Origin of the sequence: Pedobacter deserti (assembly GCF_024436415.1) — a bacterium.
In the GTDB taxonomy this organism is placed as follows: Bacteria; Bacteroidota; Bacteroidia; order Sphingobacteriales; family Sphingobacteriaceae; genus Pedobacter; species Pedobacter faecalis.
Genome location: NZ_JAFMZQ010000003.1, coordinates 14003 through 31346, shown reverse-complemented (window position 1 = coordinate 31346; position 17344 = coordinate 14003). Strand labels below are relative to the sequence as shown.

Below are 17344 nucleotides of genomic sequence, written 5' to 3'. Positions count from 1 at the left end.
CTTTTAAGCATGAAGTTGCCTGACTTTTTTGATTTTATTACGATCGACGAGTATTCGGCCACACCGAAGTACCTGCAGTTGAGCAATGCGGTGATCAAAGCCATAGAACAGGGAAAGCTGCAGAAGGACGGGATGCTGCCTTCTATCAATGAGCTGAGTTATGTCCTGGAAATCTCCCGGGATACTGCCGAAAAAGGTTACCGGTACCTGAAGAAACTTGATGTGATAGGCTCCGTGCCGGGTAAAGGCTATTATGTGGCCCGGTCAGACGTAAAGCGCAAACTAAAAGTGTTTCTGCTGTTTAACAAGCTGAGCGCGCATAAGAAAATCGTATACGACGCTTTCGTTGCTGCGTTAGGGCAGGATGTGTCGGTCGACTTCTATATATACAATAACGACTTTACGCTTTTTAAGCGTTTCCTGGCTAACCAGAAAGACGAGTATTCGCACTATGTCATTATCCCGCATTTCATAGAAGGTGAGGCGCAGGCCCGGGATATCATCAACGCGATCCCGAAGGAGAAATTGATTCTGCTGGATAAGAAGCTGGCGGGTATTACGGGCGACTTCGCTGCGGTATATGAGAATTTTGAACATGATATTTATAATGCCCTGGACGAGGCCCGGGAGCATTTGAGTAAGTACCACATGCTTAAGATCATTTTTCCGAAGCGGAGTTATTTTCCAAGAGAGATACTGGACGGTTTTCAGCGATTTTGTTTACAATACGCATTTTCGCATCGGGTAGTGAGCAATATTGCAGAAGAAACCCTGGCCATTGGTGAGGCTTTTATTACGCTTATGGAAGATGATCTGGTCACGCTGCTCGAAAAAGCCATGGGTATGCATATGGAGGTAGGAAAAGAGATCGGTGTGATTTCCTATAACGAGACGCCCCTTAAAAAGATCATTTTAAACGGTATTACAACGATCTCTACCGATTTCCGTTTTATGGGTACAGCAGCGGCACAGCTTATACTTGACAATGTGCGAAGTCATATTGAGGTGCCTTTCTATTACATCCACCGGGCGTCGGTATAACCGCCTTACCATGATGGTGCATGACAGTATTGCGTATCTATAACCTTATTTTAGATTACCACAAACCAATATAAACTGAACAGCTATGCAGGTAATTCTCGGAGTAATTTTTCATTTTATTGGCGGATTCGCTTCCGGCAGTTTTTACATTCCGTATAAAAAGGTAAAGGGCTGGGCCTGGGAAAGCTACTGGATTGTGGGTGGCCTGTTTTCATGGCTCATCGTCCCACCCATTGCTGCTTACCTGACGATTCCCGGTTTCGCTGAGATCATCGCAGGAACGGATACAAGCGTATTGCTGCTCACCTATATTTTTGGTGCGCTATGGGGCATTGGTGGACTTACCTATGGATTGGGTGTGCGTTATCTCGGGGTCTCGCTTGGAAGTTCGATTATTCTGGGGCTTTGTTCGGTCTTCGGTGCTCTTATTCCCTCTGTATACTATAATTTTAATCCGGCCCCGGGGAAGGACAGTTTAAACGATATGCTGTCGTCGCAGTGGGGGAATATGGTGCTTTTGGGGCTGCTCGTGTGTGTCATCGGGATCGTTATTTGCGGGAGAGCCGGGGGTATGAAGGAGCGCGATCTTGTGGCTGGTGGTAAGGCCGATCCGTCGAACAACGAGTATAAAATCGGTCTAGGCTTAACTGTATCTATCATCTCAGGTATCCTGAGTGCGTGTTTTGCATTCGGGATCGACGCCGGCAAAGATATGGCCAATCAGGCCAACGAAGCCTGGAAGGCGGTAAACCCGGGTCGTGGAGAGTTTCTTTTCCAGAACAATGTGAGTTACATCGTGATCCTTTGGGGCGGACTTACAACGAACCTGATCTGGTGCATGATACTAAATGCCCGGAACAAGACTTTCGGAGATTATACGAACCGCAAAGCCCCTTTACTGGCCAATTACGTGTTTTCAGCGCTGGCGGGAACAACATGGTTTCTGCAGTTCTTCTTCTACGGAATGGGCGAGAGTAAATTGGGTAACGGCGCAAGTTCGTGGATTTTGCATATGGCCTTTATCATTCTGATTGCAAATGGATGGGGACTGATACTGCGGGAGTGGAAAGGGATGAGCCGGCGTACGTATGCAACCGTGGCAGCAGGCATTGCGATTATTATTCTTTCAGTACTCATTGTGGGGTACGGAAATTCTATCAAGTGAAAAACATAATTGATATACGTTTATGACTATCAGAAATACTGATTTTAAGCATGTGAGCTATTTGTGGGATGATGAGAAGGCTGCCGAGTTGGCTGGCGATGAGGTTGCCCTCCTGATTTACCGGTCTAACCTGCTCGGAGCCGATCTGCGGTTGACCAACTATGGCGGTGGCAACACGTCCTGTAAGGCCATGGCTGAGGATCCGCTGACAGGGGAGATGAAGGAGGTGATGTGGGTGAAGGGATCGGGCGGCGACCTGGGTACGCTGAAGCGTAGTGGACTGGCCGCTTTGTATGTAGACCGCCTGAGGAACCTGGAACGCAGGTATCGCGGACTGGCGCACGAGGATGAAATGGTGGCGCTGTTCAATCACTGTATTTACGATCTGGAGTCGAAGGCACCTTCTATAGATACGCCTCTGCATGGCTTTCTGCCTTTTAAACATATTGACCATTTGCACCCGGATGCAGCCATCGCCATCGCGGCCTCGAAAGATGGTGAGCGCATTACGCAGGAGCTCTTTGGCGGTACAATTGGCTGGGTGCCATGGCAAAAGCCTGGTTTTGAGCTGGGCCTCATGCTTCGTCGCTGTCTGGAAGAAAATCCGGGAATACGCGGCATCATGTTAGGGTCGCACGGCTTGTTCACCTGGGGCGAAACAGCCTACGAAAGTTATTTGAATACACTTGAGGTGATCGAGAAATGTGCCGATTACCTGGAGCAGCATTATAAGGGCGCCGGACAGGCTTTCGGCGGGCAGCGGCTGGAGAGTCTGAAAGCAGATGCTCGCAGAAAGCAAGCGGCAGGGATTGCACCAGTGCTTCGGGGTTTCTGTTCGAGCGATAGACATATGGTAGGCCATTTTACGGACGACCCTCGGGTGCTGGAGTTTATTAACTCAAGTGATCTCGGTCGTCTTGCGCCCATGGGTACCAGTTGCCCCGACCACTTTCTGCGCACCAAGATCAGTCCGCTTGTCCTGAAGCTGCAACCCTCAGAGGATTTGAGCAATGTGCAGGTATTGAGGGAGAAGCTGCAACCGGAATTTGAGGCCTACAGAGCAATGTATGCGGCATACTATGAGTCGTGCAAACACGATGATAGTCCCCCGATCCGCGATCCTAACCCCGTTATCATTTTATACCCCGGCGTCGGCATGTTCTCTTTTTCTAAGGACAAACAGACGGCCCGCGTTGCTGCCGAGTTTTATATCAACGCTATCAATGTTATGAAAGGCGCAGAGGCCATCTCTGAATACACTTCTTTACCGAGACAGGAGGCATTCAATATAGAGTACTGGTTGCTGGAAGAGGCTAAATTACAAAGGATGCCAAAGCCTAAGCCGCTGACAGGAAAGATTGCTTTGGTGACCGGCAGTGCGGGGGGTATAGGTAAGGCGATTGCCCGCAAGTTTGCAGAAGAAGGAGCTGTCGTATTGCTGAACGACATGAACCAGGAACGTTTGTCGGTAGCAGCAACTGAATTTGAGCAATGGTATGGCAAAGATGCCTTTGCTACTGCGGTACTTGATGTTACAGACAGCGCGCAGATTTCGGAGGCATTCAATATTGCTGCATGTGCGTTTGGCGGGGTAGATATTGTGGTAAATAACGCAGGTCTTTCCATTTCCAAGACGATTGGCGACCATACTGAAGGCGATTGGGATCTTTTGTATGATGTGCTTGTGAAAGGTCAGTTTTTGGTTACCCAGGCTGCGGTAGCAGTGATGCAAAAGCAGGCCTTGGGAGGCGACATCTTAAATATTGTAAGCAAAAATGCTTTGGTAAGCGGACCTAACAACGCCGGATATGGCAGTGCGAAGGCGGCACAATTGCATCTAAGCAGACTAAACGCTGCGGAATTGGGTGCTGAGGGTGTCCGTGTTAATGTGGTGAACCCCGATGCCGTGATAAGCGATAGCAATATTTGGGCTGGAGGCTGGGCCGAAGGGAGAGCCAAGGCCTATGGAATTTCAGTCGATGAGTTGCCAGCTTACTATGCAAAACGTACCTTGCTGAATGAGGTTATCCTTCCGGACGATATTGCGAACGCTTGTTTTGCTTTCGTCGGTGGTTTGCTTGGTAAGTCGACCGGAAATATGTTGAACGTAGACGGCGGGGTAGCTGCTGCTTTCGTCCGTTAATTAAAATCGTTGTTTATGAAACTTGAAAATCATCATATCGATGCGGTAAATGCCCCGCTGCTGGATGCGCATTACCGCCGGCTAGACCACTGCTTGAGCGAAATTCCGGGGGCTACCGAAATTATTGGCCGCCTGATGGAATTCCAGATCGCTATTCCCAGCTGGGCGTTAGGCACGGGGGGCACACGGTTCGGAAGGTTTTCCTCTGGCGGAGAGCCGAGAAACCTGGAAGAGAAAATCTCTGATGTTGGTTTGCTGCATCGCCTGAACGGCTCGAGCGGCGCGATCTCGTTGCACATACCCTGGGATCAGGTCAAGGCCAGCGAAGCGGAATCCGTCAGACAACTGGCGGCATCGCATGGCCTTCGCTTTGATGCCATGAATTCCAATACTTTTCAGGATCAGTCAGGCCAGCCGCTTAGTTACAAGTTCGGATCGCTGCAGCATGTAGATCCGCAAGTGCGGAGGCAAGCCATTGCACATAATATCGAGGTGATCCGGCAAGGCGAGGCCTTAGGCTCGAAGGCATTAACGGTTTGGCTGGCCGACGGATCTTCTTTTCCGGGTCAGCTTAACTTCCGCAGGGCTTTTCAAAATACACTTGAATCACTGCAGGAGATCTATGCAGCTTTGCCGGCCGACTGGAAACTTTTTGTGGAATATAAAGCGTTTGAGCCTAACTTTTATTCTACGACGGTGGGCGACTGGGGCCAGTCTTTACTTTACGCCTCTAAATTGGGCCCGCAGGCCTATACACTCGTAGACCTTGGTCACCATTTGCCGAACGCGAATATTGAACAGATCGTTTCGCTCCTGCTCATGGAGGGTAAACTTGGAGGCTTCCATTTCAATGATTCAAAATATGGCGACGACGATCTGACCGCCGGAAGCATTAAGCCGTACCAGCTGTTTCTCATATTTAACGAACTTGTTGAAGGAATGGACAGTCGCGGTATGGATCATGCCAAAGATCTCGGATGGATGATCGATGCTTCACATAATGTAAAAGACCCTCTTGAAGATCTTTTGCAATCGGTAGAGGCAATTATGCTGGCCTATGCACAGGCATTGGTCATTGATCGTGAGGCTTTGAAGAAGGCGCAGGAAGCAAATGATGCAGCGCTTGCCCAGGAAATATTGCAACATGCTTTCCGGAGCGACCTTCGGCCACTGGTGGCAGAGGCTCGGCTTAGGAATGGTGCCGCCTTAGCTCCTCTTGAAGCTTTCAGGAGCCTTGGGTTACGTACTGAGCTTATTAAAACCAGGGGTGAAAACACTGTAGCAACCGGGTTGTAGCAGCTTATGGGGGCACAAAATAGGATTCCTGTAATTGCCGTGTTCGATGTGGGCAAGACGAACAAGAAGCTTTTTCTGTTCGACGAGCATTACCAGGTTGTTTTAGAGCGTACCGCCCGTTTTACGGAAACCGTAGACGAGGATGGCGATCCGTGTGAGAACCTCGAAAGCTTGCGCCTCTCTGTTTTTGACTCACTGAGAGAGGTTTTTCGCAATGGAAAGTTTGAGTTGAAAGCCATTAATTTTGCGGCCTATGGCGCAAGCCTGGTTTATATCGACGCGCATGGCAACCCTGTAGCACCGCTTTACAATTACCTGAAGCCTTACCCGGAAGCACTCAAAGCACGCTTTTATCAGCAATTTGGCGGGGAAGAGGATTTTTCTATGCGGACTGCCTCGCCGGTACTTGGAAGTCTGAATTCCGGAATGCAGTTGTACCGGCTCAAATATGAGCAGCCTGATGTCTTCGCTCGCGTTCGCTACGCCTTGCATTTACCTCAGTACATGAGTTATTTGATCAGCGGACAACCCTGTTCAGATCTTACGAGTCTGGGTTGCCATACCAATTTGTGGGACTTTGAGCGTCATGACTATCACGAATGGCTGAGTATCGAGGGATTGGAGGAGAAACTGGCACCTATTCTCAGTGCTAGCGAGGTATTGCCTGTGGCCTTTCCTGGTAGTGGTTACGTTGTTGGGACTGGCCTGCACGACAGTTCGGCCGCCTTGGTGCCCTACCTGGTTAGTTTTCATGAGCCTTTTCTTCTTCTTTCCACCGGAACCTGGTGTATTAGTCTCAATCCTTTTAACTCACGGCCACTCCAAGCCGATGAATTAAAAAGTGATTGCTTATGTTATTTACAATATCAAGGCACACCCGTAAAGGCATCGAGGTTGTTTCTGGGCTATGAGCACGAGCAAGAGGTTAAACGTATTGCGGAGCATTTTGGTGCAGATGCGATTAAATATCGGAGCATGAGGTATGATCCTTTTTTAATAGAGGAACTGGATCAATTGCCTCCGGACAGGCGAGACCCGATAGCGCAGCCCGATGATGTGCGGGCTTATCATATCCTTATGCTCAACCTGGTAGACAAACAACGAAATGCGACAAATCTTGTTTTGCAGGATACTGATGTCCGACGAATTGTTGTGGACGGCGGATTTAGTAAGAACGCCATTTTTATGAACCTTTTGGCAAGAGCATTTCCTAAAACGGAGGTATATGCCGCGCATATGCCGCAAGGAACGGCTGTAGGCGCGGCTTTGGCTATCCATCAGGCATGGAACAGTCTGCCCGTGCCAAATGATCTTGTTCAGCTGAAATATTATGCAGCGGCAAATTACTTGCCGCTGTAAGTGAGTTTTAGTTCCGGTGCCTTCGCATAGTCTTGCCAAAGCTCATCCACCGTTTTACCGGTCAGCTCTTTCCATGAGCTTTCCTTGTACGTGTGTTTCCTCAACTGGTCATCAAGTGTAGCGATAAGTCCGGGTTTAACTTTCTGCTCAAGCCACTCAAAGAAACGGGCAGTTACCCGGTAAGCATTGGTATAGCTTTGCTTCTCATTAAATTCAGGTAGCGCCCACTTAGATCCGATGTTGTCCACACCGTATTTGTAGCGCACGTAGTCGGCAATCCCTTCCGTAAGCCAGCCTGGTCCCGAGCCGTATCCGTAGCCTTGCACAATATGCATCGTTTCATGTGTAACCACGTCAATATCTGTAGGATTGCGCTTCATGTAATTATAACTGAACAAGATACGGTTGCCGCTTGCTTCTGCTACTGCTTTATAAGCGGTGTCAACAACGAAGAGAACCTCGCGGGTCGATTTGGGGTTAAACGTGTTGACCAGCGTGGGGTATACTTTAAAATAAGTGTCTATCAGATTTTGCTTAACAACCGGATCAAATTCTGGTGCCTTGCTGATAAATACCAGTTGGTAGCCGTCCTTTTTGATGGTATCTGCCGAAAACCAGTTTTTCGAAAACTGATGCATCAGGGCTTTCTCGAGGTTTTTATCGTTCTTTTTCAGCCATTTGCTGTTGATAACAATCTCGCCTGCTTTTGCGCTTATGGTGCCATTGAACTTGTCCGACACCTCCATGGTTGCTTCTCGGACCGTCCGATAGCCATCGGCCCGGGCAAAGTCTGGATATACCGCGTTAAATGCAGCTCTTAATCTGGCTGTATCAAGCTGACCCTTTGTGTTGTTTAAAATGGTCACCTGGTAGCCACGCATCCCCCTTCTCTGACGGTTAGCGTTGTTTGTTTCCCGGCTTGTGTTTTGTGCCCCGGCTGATAAAGCTGCACCCAGAAAAATGGCCGAAATTATAAAGTTTCTGATCATACCTCTTCAATTATTTGGTATAAAGATACCGGTTGCGCATCGATATATAAAATCTGTGGATTTGTAAAATTGAAGATACAAGGCAATCCCTTATTATTTGCTAATTTAGGCCCTTAATACCCGAAGTGCAAGCTGTATGTTAACGTTTAGAATCGTAAGGCCAGGTGTTCTCTGTTTATTTTTATGGTTATGTTTTGCTGTTTCCAAAGCGGTTGCCGGTACCGTTGTTCCGCTCGACCTAAGTAATATTGGCAAGCTGGTTAGTTATTACTCCGATAGTACTGCGACGTTAAATCTGGCGCAAATCAGTTCTCCGGCTATGGCTCCACACTTCAAACGCGGCGATAAAGATATCCTGAACTTCGGGAATACCAGCAGTGCCGTATGGATTAAATTTCAGGTAAGGCACCAGGGATTCAAAAAGATTTACCTGGTTCTCGAGGCCCCAAATATCGAGCAGATCGATTTGTATGCGCCCCGTCCGAACGGTAGTATATGGCACGTACGTGCGGGAAGTTTATTCAAGGAGGCTAAAGGAGTGAAGGTAGATAACGATTATGTTTTCGATTTACCGGCCTTAAGTCCAGATACGGTGGCAACGGTATACATGCGGCTTGCCACCAATAACATTATGCTCGTTCCGCTTAAGCTTTCTACCGCAGAGGCCATGATAGAAAGGGTGCCTTATAAAGACAGGATTGAATATGCGTATATCGGGGTGTTGATTGCCCTTTTATTGTTCAACCTCTTTTTGTATTTCAGTCTGAAAGACAAAGCATATCTTTATTATACCCTCTACGTGCTCAGTTTGTCGCTTTACATGCTCATATACATAAGAGGCTATAGTTATCTGTTGGGGTCAGATTTGCGGATATTCATGAGCATGCATCCGCATGTATTCCTTAGTCTTTCTGTCGTCACCTCGCTATTGTTTTGCCGTCGCCTGCTCAACCTGGAAGTAACGGTTCCGTCCATGCTTAAGTACTATTACTTTTTCGGGATTTGCGGGATAGTCCTATTCTTTTTGAGCGCTGCCGGATTTAAGAGTATTTCGACATCTATCGCGCAGGTGCTTACTATATCTGTCGCCCTGACCCTCTGGATCTCCGGAATTATTGCTTACAGGCGTGGATTAAAGGCTGCAAAATACTACGTCGCCGCCTGGTCGCTCATCTGGGTCAGCGTAGCTATCGTGACCCTCAGCCTGGCTGGTATTATCGAAGTGAACGAATACACGATGCAACTGGTGCCTCTCGCATCTACAGGAGAGCTTTTACTGTTGTCATTTGCGCTTGGTGACAGGTACAACACCATCATTGCTGCGGAACAGCGTGCGCGTGATGAGAACTTAAGTCTGGTACAAACGCATAACCTCAAACTTGAAGAACGCGTGAAGGAGCGGACACAGGAGCTGAATCAGTTTTTCTCTATTGTGGCTCACGACCTGAGAAGCCCGTTGAACAGCTTGATGAGTATACTTGAGCTAAATGATATGCAGGCGTTGAATAATGAAGAACTCCGGGCTTTGCTCAAGGAAAACACAGCGAACATCCACAGGATTAATAGCACCGTGAATACGCTCCTGCATTGGGCTAAGGGGCGGATGGAAGGTTCTCAATCAGTGCCCGTCACGTTCGACGTTAAAGCAGTGCTGGATGAACTTATACCAGCGTACATGCCACTGATACACCGGAAGGACATTGAGCTTGAAATGCAAACTGCCGGAGCGTTGTCCGTTTACGCCGACAGGAATGAGGTTGTGCTTGTGTTAAGGAACCTCATAGATAATGCGATTAAATTTACGCCTAAAAACGGACTAATCTCGATCGGTTTAAGCGAAGATAGGGGCGTAGGCAAGGTTGTTGTGTCAAATTCGCTGGAAGATACCGGGGCTCTGCAACGTGCGATTAGGGCGGCTACAGCGGAAAACGGGGTAATGAAAAGTACCGACTATTCTGCTGGTGTAGGGTTGGGCTTAAATCTATGCAAAACCTATTTACAGAATAACGGCAGCGACCTGAGCGTAACCGGGGGCAACGGAAAGATATTTTTCTCGTTTGAATTACCGGTTAAAAAAGAAGGGAGTTAGCATTGCTAACTCCCCTTAAGTGTTCCCGAAGGGATTCGAACCCCCATCATCAGAACCGGAATCTGACATTCTATCCATTGAACTACGGAAACAAAAGTCCGCAAATATATAAAAATGATCTCAGATAAATATGAGATTGACTTAAATATATGTCAGCGAATGACTGAATTTACGAGAAAAAGAGGCATTTTTGCGGGAAGGTAATATATCATGTAAACACGTCGGCATATGGAGAAAAGAATCGTTGAAGAAATCGAAAAACTGATAGAAATTGAGGACGATGGACAGTTGAAGATTTATTTGGACGATCTGAACATATCTGATGTAGAGCACTTAATTGACGAATTACCCCAGCATGCCGTACGTTTTATTGAGACCCTGTCTGCCAAACGCGCGGTAAATGTATTTAGAATTCTTGATTTCCCTACCCAGGAACGCATCATAGGTAAACTGCCCGGTACCAAGCTGGCCGAACTTATTAACCTGCTGCCGCCGGATGACCGTACCGCGCTATTTAGTGAATTAACCGGTGATGCGGTAAAAAAGCTGATTATCCTGCTTCCCGCAAAGGACCGGGTGGAGGCCTTATCCCTTTTAGGGTATAAGGAGGACAGCGTTGGCCGTTTGATGACCCCGGATTACGTTGCTGTAAAGAAACATTGGACGGTAAACCGGGTCCTATCGCATATTCGCAGGTACGGGAAGAATTCTGAAACGATTGATGTAATCTATGTTATAGATAAGGATGGCGTTTTATTAGACGACATCAGGATACGGGAGATTCTCCTGGCAGATCCGGAAGCCGAAATCGGGACGCTTACCGATCAACGCCTGATCTCTCTGCATGTAAACGACCCGCAGGAAGAGGCGATCAACGTTTTCCGGATGAATAACCGGGTAGCGTTGCCAGTGGTCGACGATAGCCAGGTTCTCCTGGGCATCGTAACCGTCGATGACATCCTGTGGATTGCCAACGAGGAATACACCGAGGATATTCATAAGATCGGGGGAACACAGGCGCTGGACGAGCCGTATCTCGACGTTCCTGTTTTCCAGCTTTACAAAAAGCGTATAGTCTGGCTTATATTGCTTTTCTTTGGCGAGTTGCTGACAATTTTTGCGATGTCAAATTTTGAAAGTCAAATCGAGAAGGTAGTCATTTTGGCTACGTTTATTCCGCTGATCATGTCGAGCGGAGGAAACAGCGGATCTCAGGCTGCCACATTGATCATCCAGGCTATGGCGCTCGGCGAGGTAACCATTAAAGATTGGTGGCGCGTTATGCGGCGGGAAATATTTTCGGGAATATTTTTAGGCACTACGCTCTGCTTATTGAGTTTCTGTGTGATCCTTAGCTGGCAGTTACTTGGCGGCGCACTTACAGAGCCGGTGCTGATCTCCATGGTCGTGGGCTGTTCGCTGGTTGGGGTTGTGCTCTGGGGAACGCTCATGGGATCGATGCTGCCGCTTCTATTGAAAAGGCTCGGCGCTGACCCCGCGGTATCGTCAACGCCATTCGTAGCAACCCTTGTAGACGTTACCGGCTTGCTCATTTATTTCACGATGGCGCTGTATTTCCTGAAAGGCGTTCTGCTTTAAGCCGGAAAAAGTTGCCGGCGCTTTATACGTTGAAGCGGAAATGCATGATATCGCCGTCCTCTACCACGTAAGATTTACCTTCCACACCTAGCTTACCAGCCTCTTTGCAGGCGTTCTCAGATCCCAGCGTTACAAAATCCTGATACTTGATGACCTCAGCGCGAATAAACCCTTTCTCGAAGTCAGTATGGATAACACCGGCAGCCTGAGGTGCGGTGAAACCTTTAGTGATTGTCCAGGCCCGAACCTCCTGTACCCCGGCTGTAAAATAAGTGTATAAGTCAAGAAGTCTGTATGCCGCCCGAATCAGTTTATTCACGCCAGACTCGTCTAATCCAAGGTCGGCCAGAAATTCCTGACGTTCCTCGTAACTTTCAAGCTCTGCTATTTCAGACTCTATTTTGGCTGAAATCACCAATACTTCCGCGTGCTCGTCTTTAACCGCTTCCTTTACCCGCTCTACATAATTGTTGCCGCTCACTACTGAAGCCTCATCAACATTACATACATACATCACCGGTTTCTGCGTCAGCAAGCCTAAATCCTGTATATGATCAAAATCCTCTGCGGTGAGCGGAGCTGAGCGCACAGATTTACCGCTCTCAATATGGGTTTTTACAACGCTAAGCACATCAAACGTTTTCTTCGCGTCCTTGTCGTTTTTGGCTAGTTTTTCAACTTTCTGGATGCGCTTTGTAACAGTGTCAAGGTCCTTAAGCTGCAGTTCTGTGTCAATGATTTCTTTGTCGCGGATAGGGTCAACTGATCCGTCAACATGGATTACGTTGCCGTCATCGAAACAACGAAGTACGTGGATAATCGCATTCGTTGCCCGGATATTCCCCAGGAACTGGTTTCCAAGCCCTTCCCCTTTGGAAGCACCCTTTACCAATCCGGCAATATCTACGATCTCGATGGTGTTTGGTACAATACGGTTTGGCTTTACCAGTTCGGCCAGCTTTGTTAATCGATCATCCGGTACCGATATCACGCCCACATTTGGTTCTATAGTACAGAACGGGAAATTCGCTGCCTGAGCCTTTGCGTTTGATAAACAGTTAAATAAAGTTGATTTTCCAACATTTGGTAAACCCACTATACCACATTGTAATGCCATCGAGTGTTTTATTCTTTGATTTGAGCGGCAAAGGTATCATTTTTTTAAAAATAATCTTTAAGTTTAGGCAACCTAAAAGAGACGAGTAATAACTATGGAAAATCTGGAAGAGCAGCCTTTAATGATATCAGAAGATATTCGAAGCTATCTGTATGAGACTGCAAAATGGGCGAAATTTTTATCGATAATCGGGTTCGTGATCACCGTATTTATTGTGTTGCTGGCCTTTAGTCCGGGCGCATTTCTGGCAAGCATGAATAGTGTGGCAGGAGAAAGTAACCCATACGCAGCTATGGGTGCTTCTGGGCTAACGGTGATGTTCATGATCATTGCGCTGATCTATTTCTATCCGAGTTTCATGCTTTTTAAGTATGCTAATGCGGCGAAGCAGGCGGTGCTGTTTGGTGATCAGCCAAAACTGGAGGTCGCGATGGCTACCATGAAGAGCTTTTTTAAATTCTGGGGAATACTCACCATCGTTGTACTGGCCTTTTATCTCATCGCCTTTATTTCAGCCCTGGCTTTTATGAGCGCAGCTTAAAAGGGCACGGCTTCCTCAATATTGTGCTTAAAGCTTTTTATTTCCTTAACCAGGAGGTTCTCAAAAACTGGATTTAACAGTTTTGCGATGCCTGCACCAATGCCGCCAATCGGCGGATGGTAGGAAAGGATGATATGGAGCTTTGTGCCCAGACCATCTGCGGTTTCGGTAAAAGTCACCCGGCCTACATGATGTATAGATGAACCAGGCAGAGATCGCCAGCCAATCAGTCGCCCTGGCTCTTCTTTCACGATCTGCGCATTCCAATCAATCGGGAACATGTTTCCTAATATATTAGACTTCCAGTGAGAAAGTTTGTTGTCGATCACCTTTACGTCCAGCAGGTGTTTCAGGCTTCCTGGCAGATTCTCGAGGTTACGCCAGTACGCGTATACTTCTGCTGCGGGTTTATCTATGTCAAATTCTCCCCTTATATTAACAGCTTTTGGGTGTCTGCTGTCAATGCCAAGCTTTTCATAGATAGCGCATTTTCCGGTAGAACCACGATAGGCCAGGTAGATACCTGCCAGAAACGGCAGCTTATGTGGCTTTTTCAACCCACGTCCCATCAGCACGCCGCCGAGGAACATAGACAAAAGCCTTTCGTCTAAACCGATATTTGCATAGTGCTGTTTTTCTATGGAAAAGTTGCCGGCCAGTAGTTTAAAACGGTTCTCGTGTGCTTTCATACTGATTGCTTTTGATAGTGTTTATATATGTCTGAACAACAAAATTCTTAATTATATAGTTTTAGGAATCAAACAGAAATGCGTTTATTTGTATACTAGCCGCCGACCAAATGAACAAAGTAAATAGTGAATACCCTGCACTTTATAATGGTTATTTCGATTTGAGAGAGCCGTTTATTAAAGATCTGGAGGATGTCTACAGCAAGCCAATACAGATTCCGGCTTGCGGACCGGAAGAGATTTTTACGGATGAGGCGATAAACTTAATAGCTGAGGCCCGGATTTTGGGACAGCAAGTTTTGTGTATGCGGAATGAAGCTGAAACAGCTACCGAAGCGGGGGATACACTGCGCTGCGCTGAAAAAAGCTTGAAAATACTGGAAGGAAAGTTGGTTCAGCTGGATCTGGATGCCTTTCGTTACTTCCATTTTATTGCTGCCCGGCGGTTTGAGCTTGACACGTTGAAGGAAAAATACCGGGCGTATAAATGTGCTGCCGAAGACACAGAACCGGATGAGGTATTATGCGAGGAACGAAAACGTGATTTGCTGAACTACCAGGCCGAGCTGGAAGGAAGCTTTGAAGCGCATTCTTTATAACGAACTAGTAACCTAATTATTAAATATTATGAAATCAACAGATAGAAGGTCATTCATTAAAAGTGCCGGCTTGTTTGCCGCGGCCACCGGTTTATCTACCATGCTGCCGGTCGACCTCTTTGCTTCTGTTAAAGCACCTTTTTTTCAGATATCCCTTGCAGAGTGGTCGTTCCATAATGCATTGTTCGGCGGTAAAATGACAAATCTCGAATTTCCGGTAAGAGCCAAAAAGGATTTTGGTATCGACATCGTGGAGTATGTGAGCCCTTTTTTCAACAAAAAGGAAAGAGATTCTGCATATCTTAAGGAATTGCTCAGCATTACCAAGGGCGAGGGTGTAAAAAACCATTTGATTATGGTAGACGGCGAGGGAGATCTTGGCGACCTAAACCAGGAGGCCCGGATTAAGGCGGTGGAGAATCACTATAAGTGGGTAGACGCAGCAAAAGTATTAGGATGTAAGACCATCCGCGTCAATGCGGCCGGAAGGGGTAGTGCCGACGACGTGAAGAAAGCGGCGGTCGACGGTCTGGGAAGGCTCTCCGAATATGGCAAAAAGAATAAGATCAACATCATCGTTGAGAATCATGGAGGATATTCGTCTGACGGGCAATGGCTGGCGGATGTAATGAAGCAGGTAAATAATGCCTATTGCGGAACTCTTCCTGATTTTGGTAATTTTCGGATCAGTGCAGAAAAGACCTATGATAAGTATCAGGGTGTGAAAGAACTTTTGCCCTATGCTAAAGGCCTAAGCGCTAAAACCTACGATTTTGACGAAGCAGGTAACGAAGCAAATATCGACTACGACAGGATGTTCAAGATCATCCGGGAGGCTAAGTGGTCCGGTATTATCGGTATTGAGTATGAAGGATCCAAATATTCAGAAGCTGAGGGGATACAGAAGACTAAAGATCTGCTGGTACGGATGCAGGAAAAGTATAAATAACAATCGGTATTAAATACAAAAAGCTGGGTTAACCCAGCTTTTTGTATTTAATACGGTGCGGTGTAGCATCGCCTAGTCTCTTCTTCCTGTTCTCCTCGTAGTCTGAGTAGTTGCCCTCAAAAAAGTAAACCTGTGAATTGCCTTCAAAGGCCAGAATATGCGTACAGATACGATCAAGGAACCAGCGGTCGTGACTGATGACTACAGCGCAACCTCCGAAATTCTCCAGCGCCTCCTCCAATGCTCTTAAGGTATTCACATCAATATCGTTGGTTGGTTCGTCAAGCAGCAACACATTGGCGCCTTTCTTTAAGGTAATTGCCAGGTGAACGCGGTTACGTTCGCCACCGGACAGAATGCCGACTTTTTTCTGCTGGTCGCCTCCATTAAAATTAAATTTCGATACATAGGCCCTGCCGTTTACAGCCTTGTTTCCAAGTTGGATGTTGTCCAGCCCATCGGTGATATTTTCGTAGACGGTTTTGTCCGGGTTAAGGTCATTGTGCATCTGATCCACATAGCCAAGAGAAACCGTGTCGCCCACCCTAAAAGTTCCCGAATCAGGTGTCTCCTGTCCGGTTATCAGGCGGAAAAGTGTGGTCTTTCCGGCGCCGTTAGGCCCAATGATACCAACGATTCCAGCAGGCGGAAGCGAGAAGCTCAGGTTTTCGAATAGTATTTTATCGCCGTATGCTTTTGTGACCTCGTTTGCCTCGATGACTACATTTCCCAAACGCGGACCGGCGGGAATGAACAATTCCAGTTTTTCTTCACGGTCTTTAGAATCTTCTGATGCCAGTTTGTCATAGTTAGACAGCCTGGCTTTTGATTTCGCATGCCGGGCTTTCGGCGCCATGCGTACCCATTCCAATTCCCGCTCTAATGTTTTCTGACGTTTTGATTCTGTCTTTTCCTCCTGGGCCAAACGCTTAGCTTTTTGGTCTAGCCACGACGAATAGTTACCTTTCCATGGAATACCTTCTCCGCGATCCAGTTCAAGGATCCATCCCGCAACATTGTCAAGGAAATACCTGTCGTGCGTTACGGCAATAACGGTTCCTTTGTAATTTTTCAGGAACTGTTCAAGCCAGTCGATACTTTCAGCATCAAGGTGGTTGGTAGGCTCGTCAAGTAAAAGTACATCTGGTTCCTGAAGTAACAAACGGCACATGGCCACACGGCGGCGTTCACCTCCCGAGAGTACCGCTATTTTTGTATCGGGGTCCGGACAGCGCAGCGCATCCATCGCACGTTCTAGTTTGTTGTCTAGCTCCCAGGCGTTTACAGCATCGATCTTGTCCTGGAGTTCGCCCTGCCTCACCATCAGCTTGTCCATCGCATCAGCATCTTCGTATACTTCAGGAAGGCCGAACTGCTCGTTGATTTCTTCGTATTCCTTTAGGATTGCGGTGATTTCGGCAACGCCTTCCTCAACTACTTCGCGGACGGTCTTTTCATTGTCGAGTTCGGGCTCCTGTGCCAGGTAACCTACGCTATATCCTGGAGAAAAAACAACTTCCCCCTGGTACGACTTATCAATTCCTGCAATGATCTTCAAAAGAGAGGATTTTCCTGATCCATTGAGACCGATCACGCCTATCTTGGCGCCGTAGAAAAAGGACAGGTATATGTTCTTCAGAACTTGTTTCTGGGGAGGGTAAATCTTATTTACCCCAGCCATGGAGAAGATTATTTTTTCGTCTGACATAGTTGCTTGTTGGCCTGCAAATATGAAGAAACTTAGTCAAAAGTCGGTAACATTTATGAA

Annotated in this window: 14 protein-coding genes and 1 tRNA gene; 10 read left to right on the top strand and 5 right to left on the bottom strand. The window is 47.3% G+C overall.

Annotated features, from left to right (window positions below):
- Positions 1-9: 9 nt before the first annotated feature.
- The 5 genes from J3P40_RS17360 to J3P40_RS17340 all read left to right on the top strand — a co-directional run bounded on the left by J3P40_RS17360 (position 10) and on the right by J3P40_RS17340 (position 7004).
- Positions 10-1041 (top strand): GntR family transcriptional regulator, encoded by a 1032-nt coding sequence (locus tag J3P40_RS17360; RefSeq protein ID WP_256007543.1) that lies wholly within the window; start codon positions 10-12, stop codon positions 1039-1041.
- A gap of 85 nt (positions 1042-1126) precedes the next feature.
- The gene (gene rhaT / locus J3P40_RS17355) at positions 1127-2206 is read left to right on the top strand and encodes an L-rhamnose/proton symporter RhaT (RefSeq protein ID WP_256007542.1); all 1080 of its coding nucleotides are present in this window, start codon (positions 1127-1129) and stop codon (positions 2204-2206) included.
- A gap of 22 nt (positions 2207-2228) precedes the next feature.
- The gene (locus tag J3P40_RS17350; protein ID WP_256007541.1) at positions 2229-4349 is read left to right on the top strand and encodes a bifunctional aldolase/short-chain dehydrogenase; all 2121 of its coding nucleotides are present in this window, start codon (positions 2229-2231) and stop codon (positions 4347-4349) included.
- 15 nt (positions 4350-4364) lie between these two features.
- On the top strand, positions 4365-5645 hold the full coding sequence (locus J3P40_RS17345) for a sugar isomerase (RefSeq protein WP_256007540.1): 1281 nt from the start codon (positions 4365-4367) through the stop codon (positions 5643-5645).
- A 6-nt stretch (positions 5646-5651) separates the two neighbouring features.
- Positions 5652-7004: an FGGY-family carbohydrate kinase gene (locus tag J3P40_RS17340; protein WP_256007539.1), complete on the top strand. Its 1353-nt coding sequence runs from the start codon at positions 5652-5654 to the stop codon at positions 7002-7004.
- On the opposite strand, the gene J3P40_RS17335 is transcribed toward J3P40_RS17340, so the two are convergent.
- The gene (locus J3P40_RS17335) at positions 6989-7993 is read right to left on the bottom strand and encodes a basic secretory protein-like protein (RefSeq protein WP_256007538.1); all 1005 of its coding nucleotides are present in this window, start codon (positions 7991-7993) and stop codon (positions 6989-6991) included. The two genes, J3P40_RS17340 and J3P40_RS17335, sit on opposite strands and share 16 nt — an antisense overlap.
- 136 nt (positions 7994-8129) lie before the next feature.
- Here J3P40_RS17335 and J3P40_RS17330 point away from each other — a divergent pair, with 136 nt between their 5' ends.
- On the top strand, positions 8130-10082 hold the full coding sequence (locus J3P40_RS17330) for a sensor histidine kinase (RefSeq protein WP_256007537.1): 1953 nt from the start codon (positions 8130-8132) through the stop codon (positions 10080-10082).
- 20 nt (positions 10083-10102) lie between these two features.
- Here the strand turns inward: J3P40_RS17330 and J3P40_RS17325 are convergent.
- Positions 10103-10174: transfer RNA gene (locus tag J3P40_RS17325), tRNA-Arg, on the bottom strand.
- Between the two features lie 136 nt (positions 10175-10310).
- Here J3P40_RS17325 and mgtE point away from each other — a divergent pair.
- Positions 10311-11681 carry a magnesium transporter gene (mgtE, locus tag J3P40_RS17320; protein ID WP_256007536.1) on the top strand — a complete coding sequence of 457 codons (1371 nt, stop codon included), beginning with the start codon at positions 10311-10313 and terminating at the stop codon, positions 11679-11681.
- 22 nt (positions 11682-11703) lie between these two features.
- Here the strand turns inward: mgtE and ychF are convergent, their stop codons facing one another.
- Entirely contained in the window at positions 11704-12798 is a 1095-nt protein-coding gene (ychF, locus tag J3P40_RS17315) for a redox-regulated ATPase YchF (protein WP_256007535.1), read from the bottom strand.
- 94 nt (positions 12799-12892) lie between these two features.
- On the opposite strand from ychF, the gene J3P40_RS17310 reads away from it, so the two are divergent.
- Entirely contained in the window at positions 12893-13339 is a 447-nt protein-coding gene (locus J3P40_RS17310; RefSeq protein WP_256007534.1) for a DUF5362 family protein, read from the top strand.
- On the opposite strand, the gene J3P40_RS17305 is transcribed toward J3P40_RS17310, so the two are convergent.
- Positions 13336-14028 carry an SRPBCC family protein gene (locus J3P40_RS17305; RefSeq protein ID WP_256007533.1) on the bottom strand — a complete coding sequence of 231 codons (693 nt, stop codon included), beginning with the start codon at positions 14026-14028 and terminating at the stop codon, positions 13336-13338. The two genes, J3P40_RS17310 and J3P40_RS17305, sit on opposite strands and share 4 nt — an antisense overlap.
- 110 nt (positions 14029-14138) lie before the next feature.
- Between J3P40_RS17305 and J3P40_RS17300 the strand changes: the two genes are divergently transcribed.
- On the top strand, positions 14139-14627 hold the full coding sequence (locus tag J3P40_RS17300; RefSeq protein WP_256007532.1) for a hypothetical protein: 489 nt from the start codon (positions 14139-14141) through the stop codon (positions 14625-14627).
- A gap of 28 nt (positions 14628-14655) precedes the next feature.
- Complete coding sequence (locus J3P40_RS17295; protein WP_256007531.1) at positions 14656-15576, top strand: sugar phosphate isomerase/epimerase family protein; 921 nt, start codon at positions 14656-14658, stop codon at positions 15574-15576.
- 28 nt (positions 15577-15604) lie between these two features.
- Here J3P40_RS17295 and ettA read toward each other — a convergent pair whose 3' ends face one another.
- Positions 15605-17284 (bottom strand): energy-dependent translational throttle protein EttA, encoded by a 1680-nt coding sequence (gene ettA, locus J3P40_RS17290; protein ID WP_256007530.1) that lies wholly within the window; start codon positions 17282-17284, stop codon positions 15605-15607.
- Positions 17285-17344 lie beyond the last annotated feature (60 nt).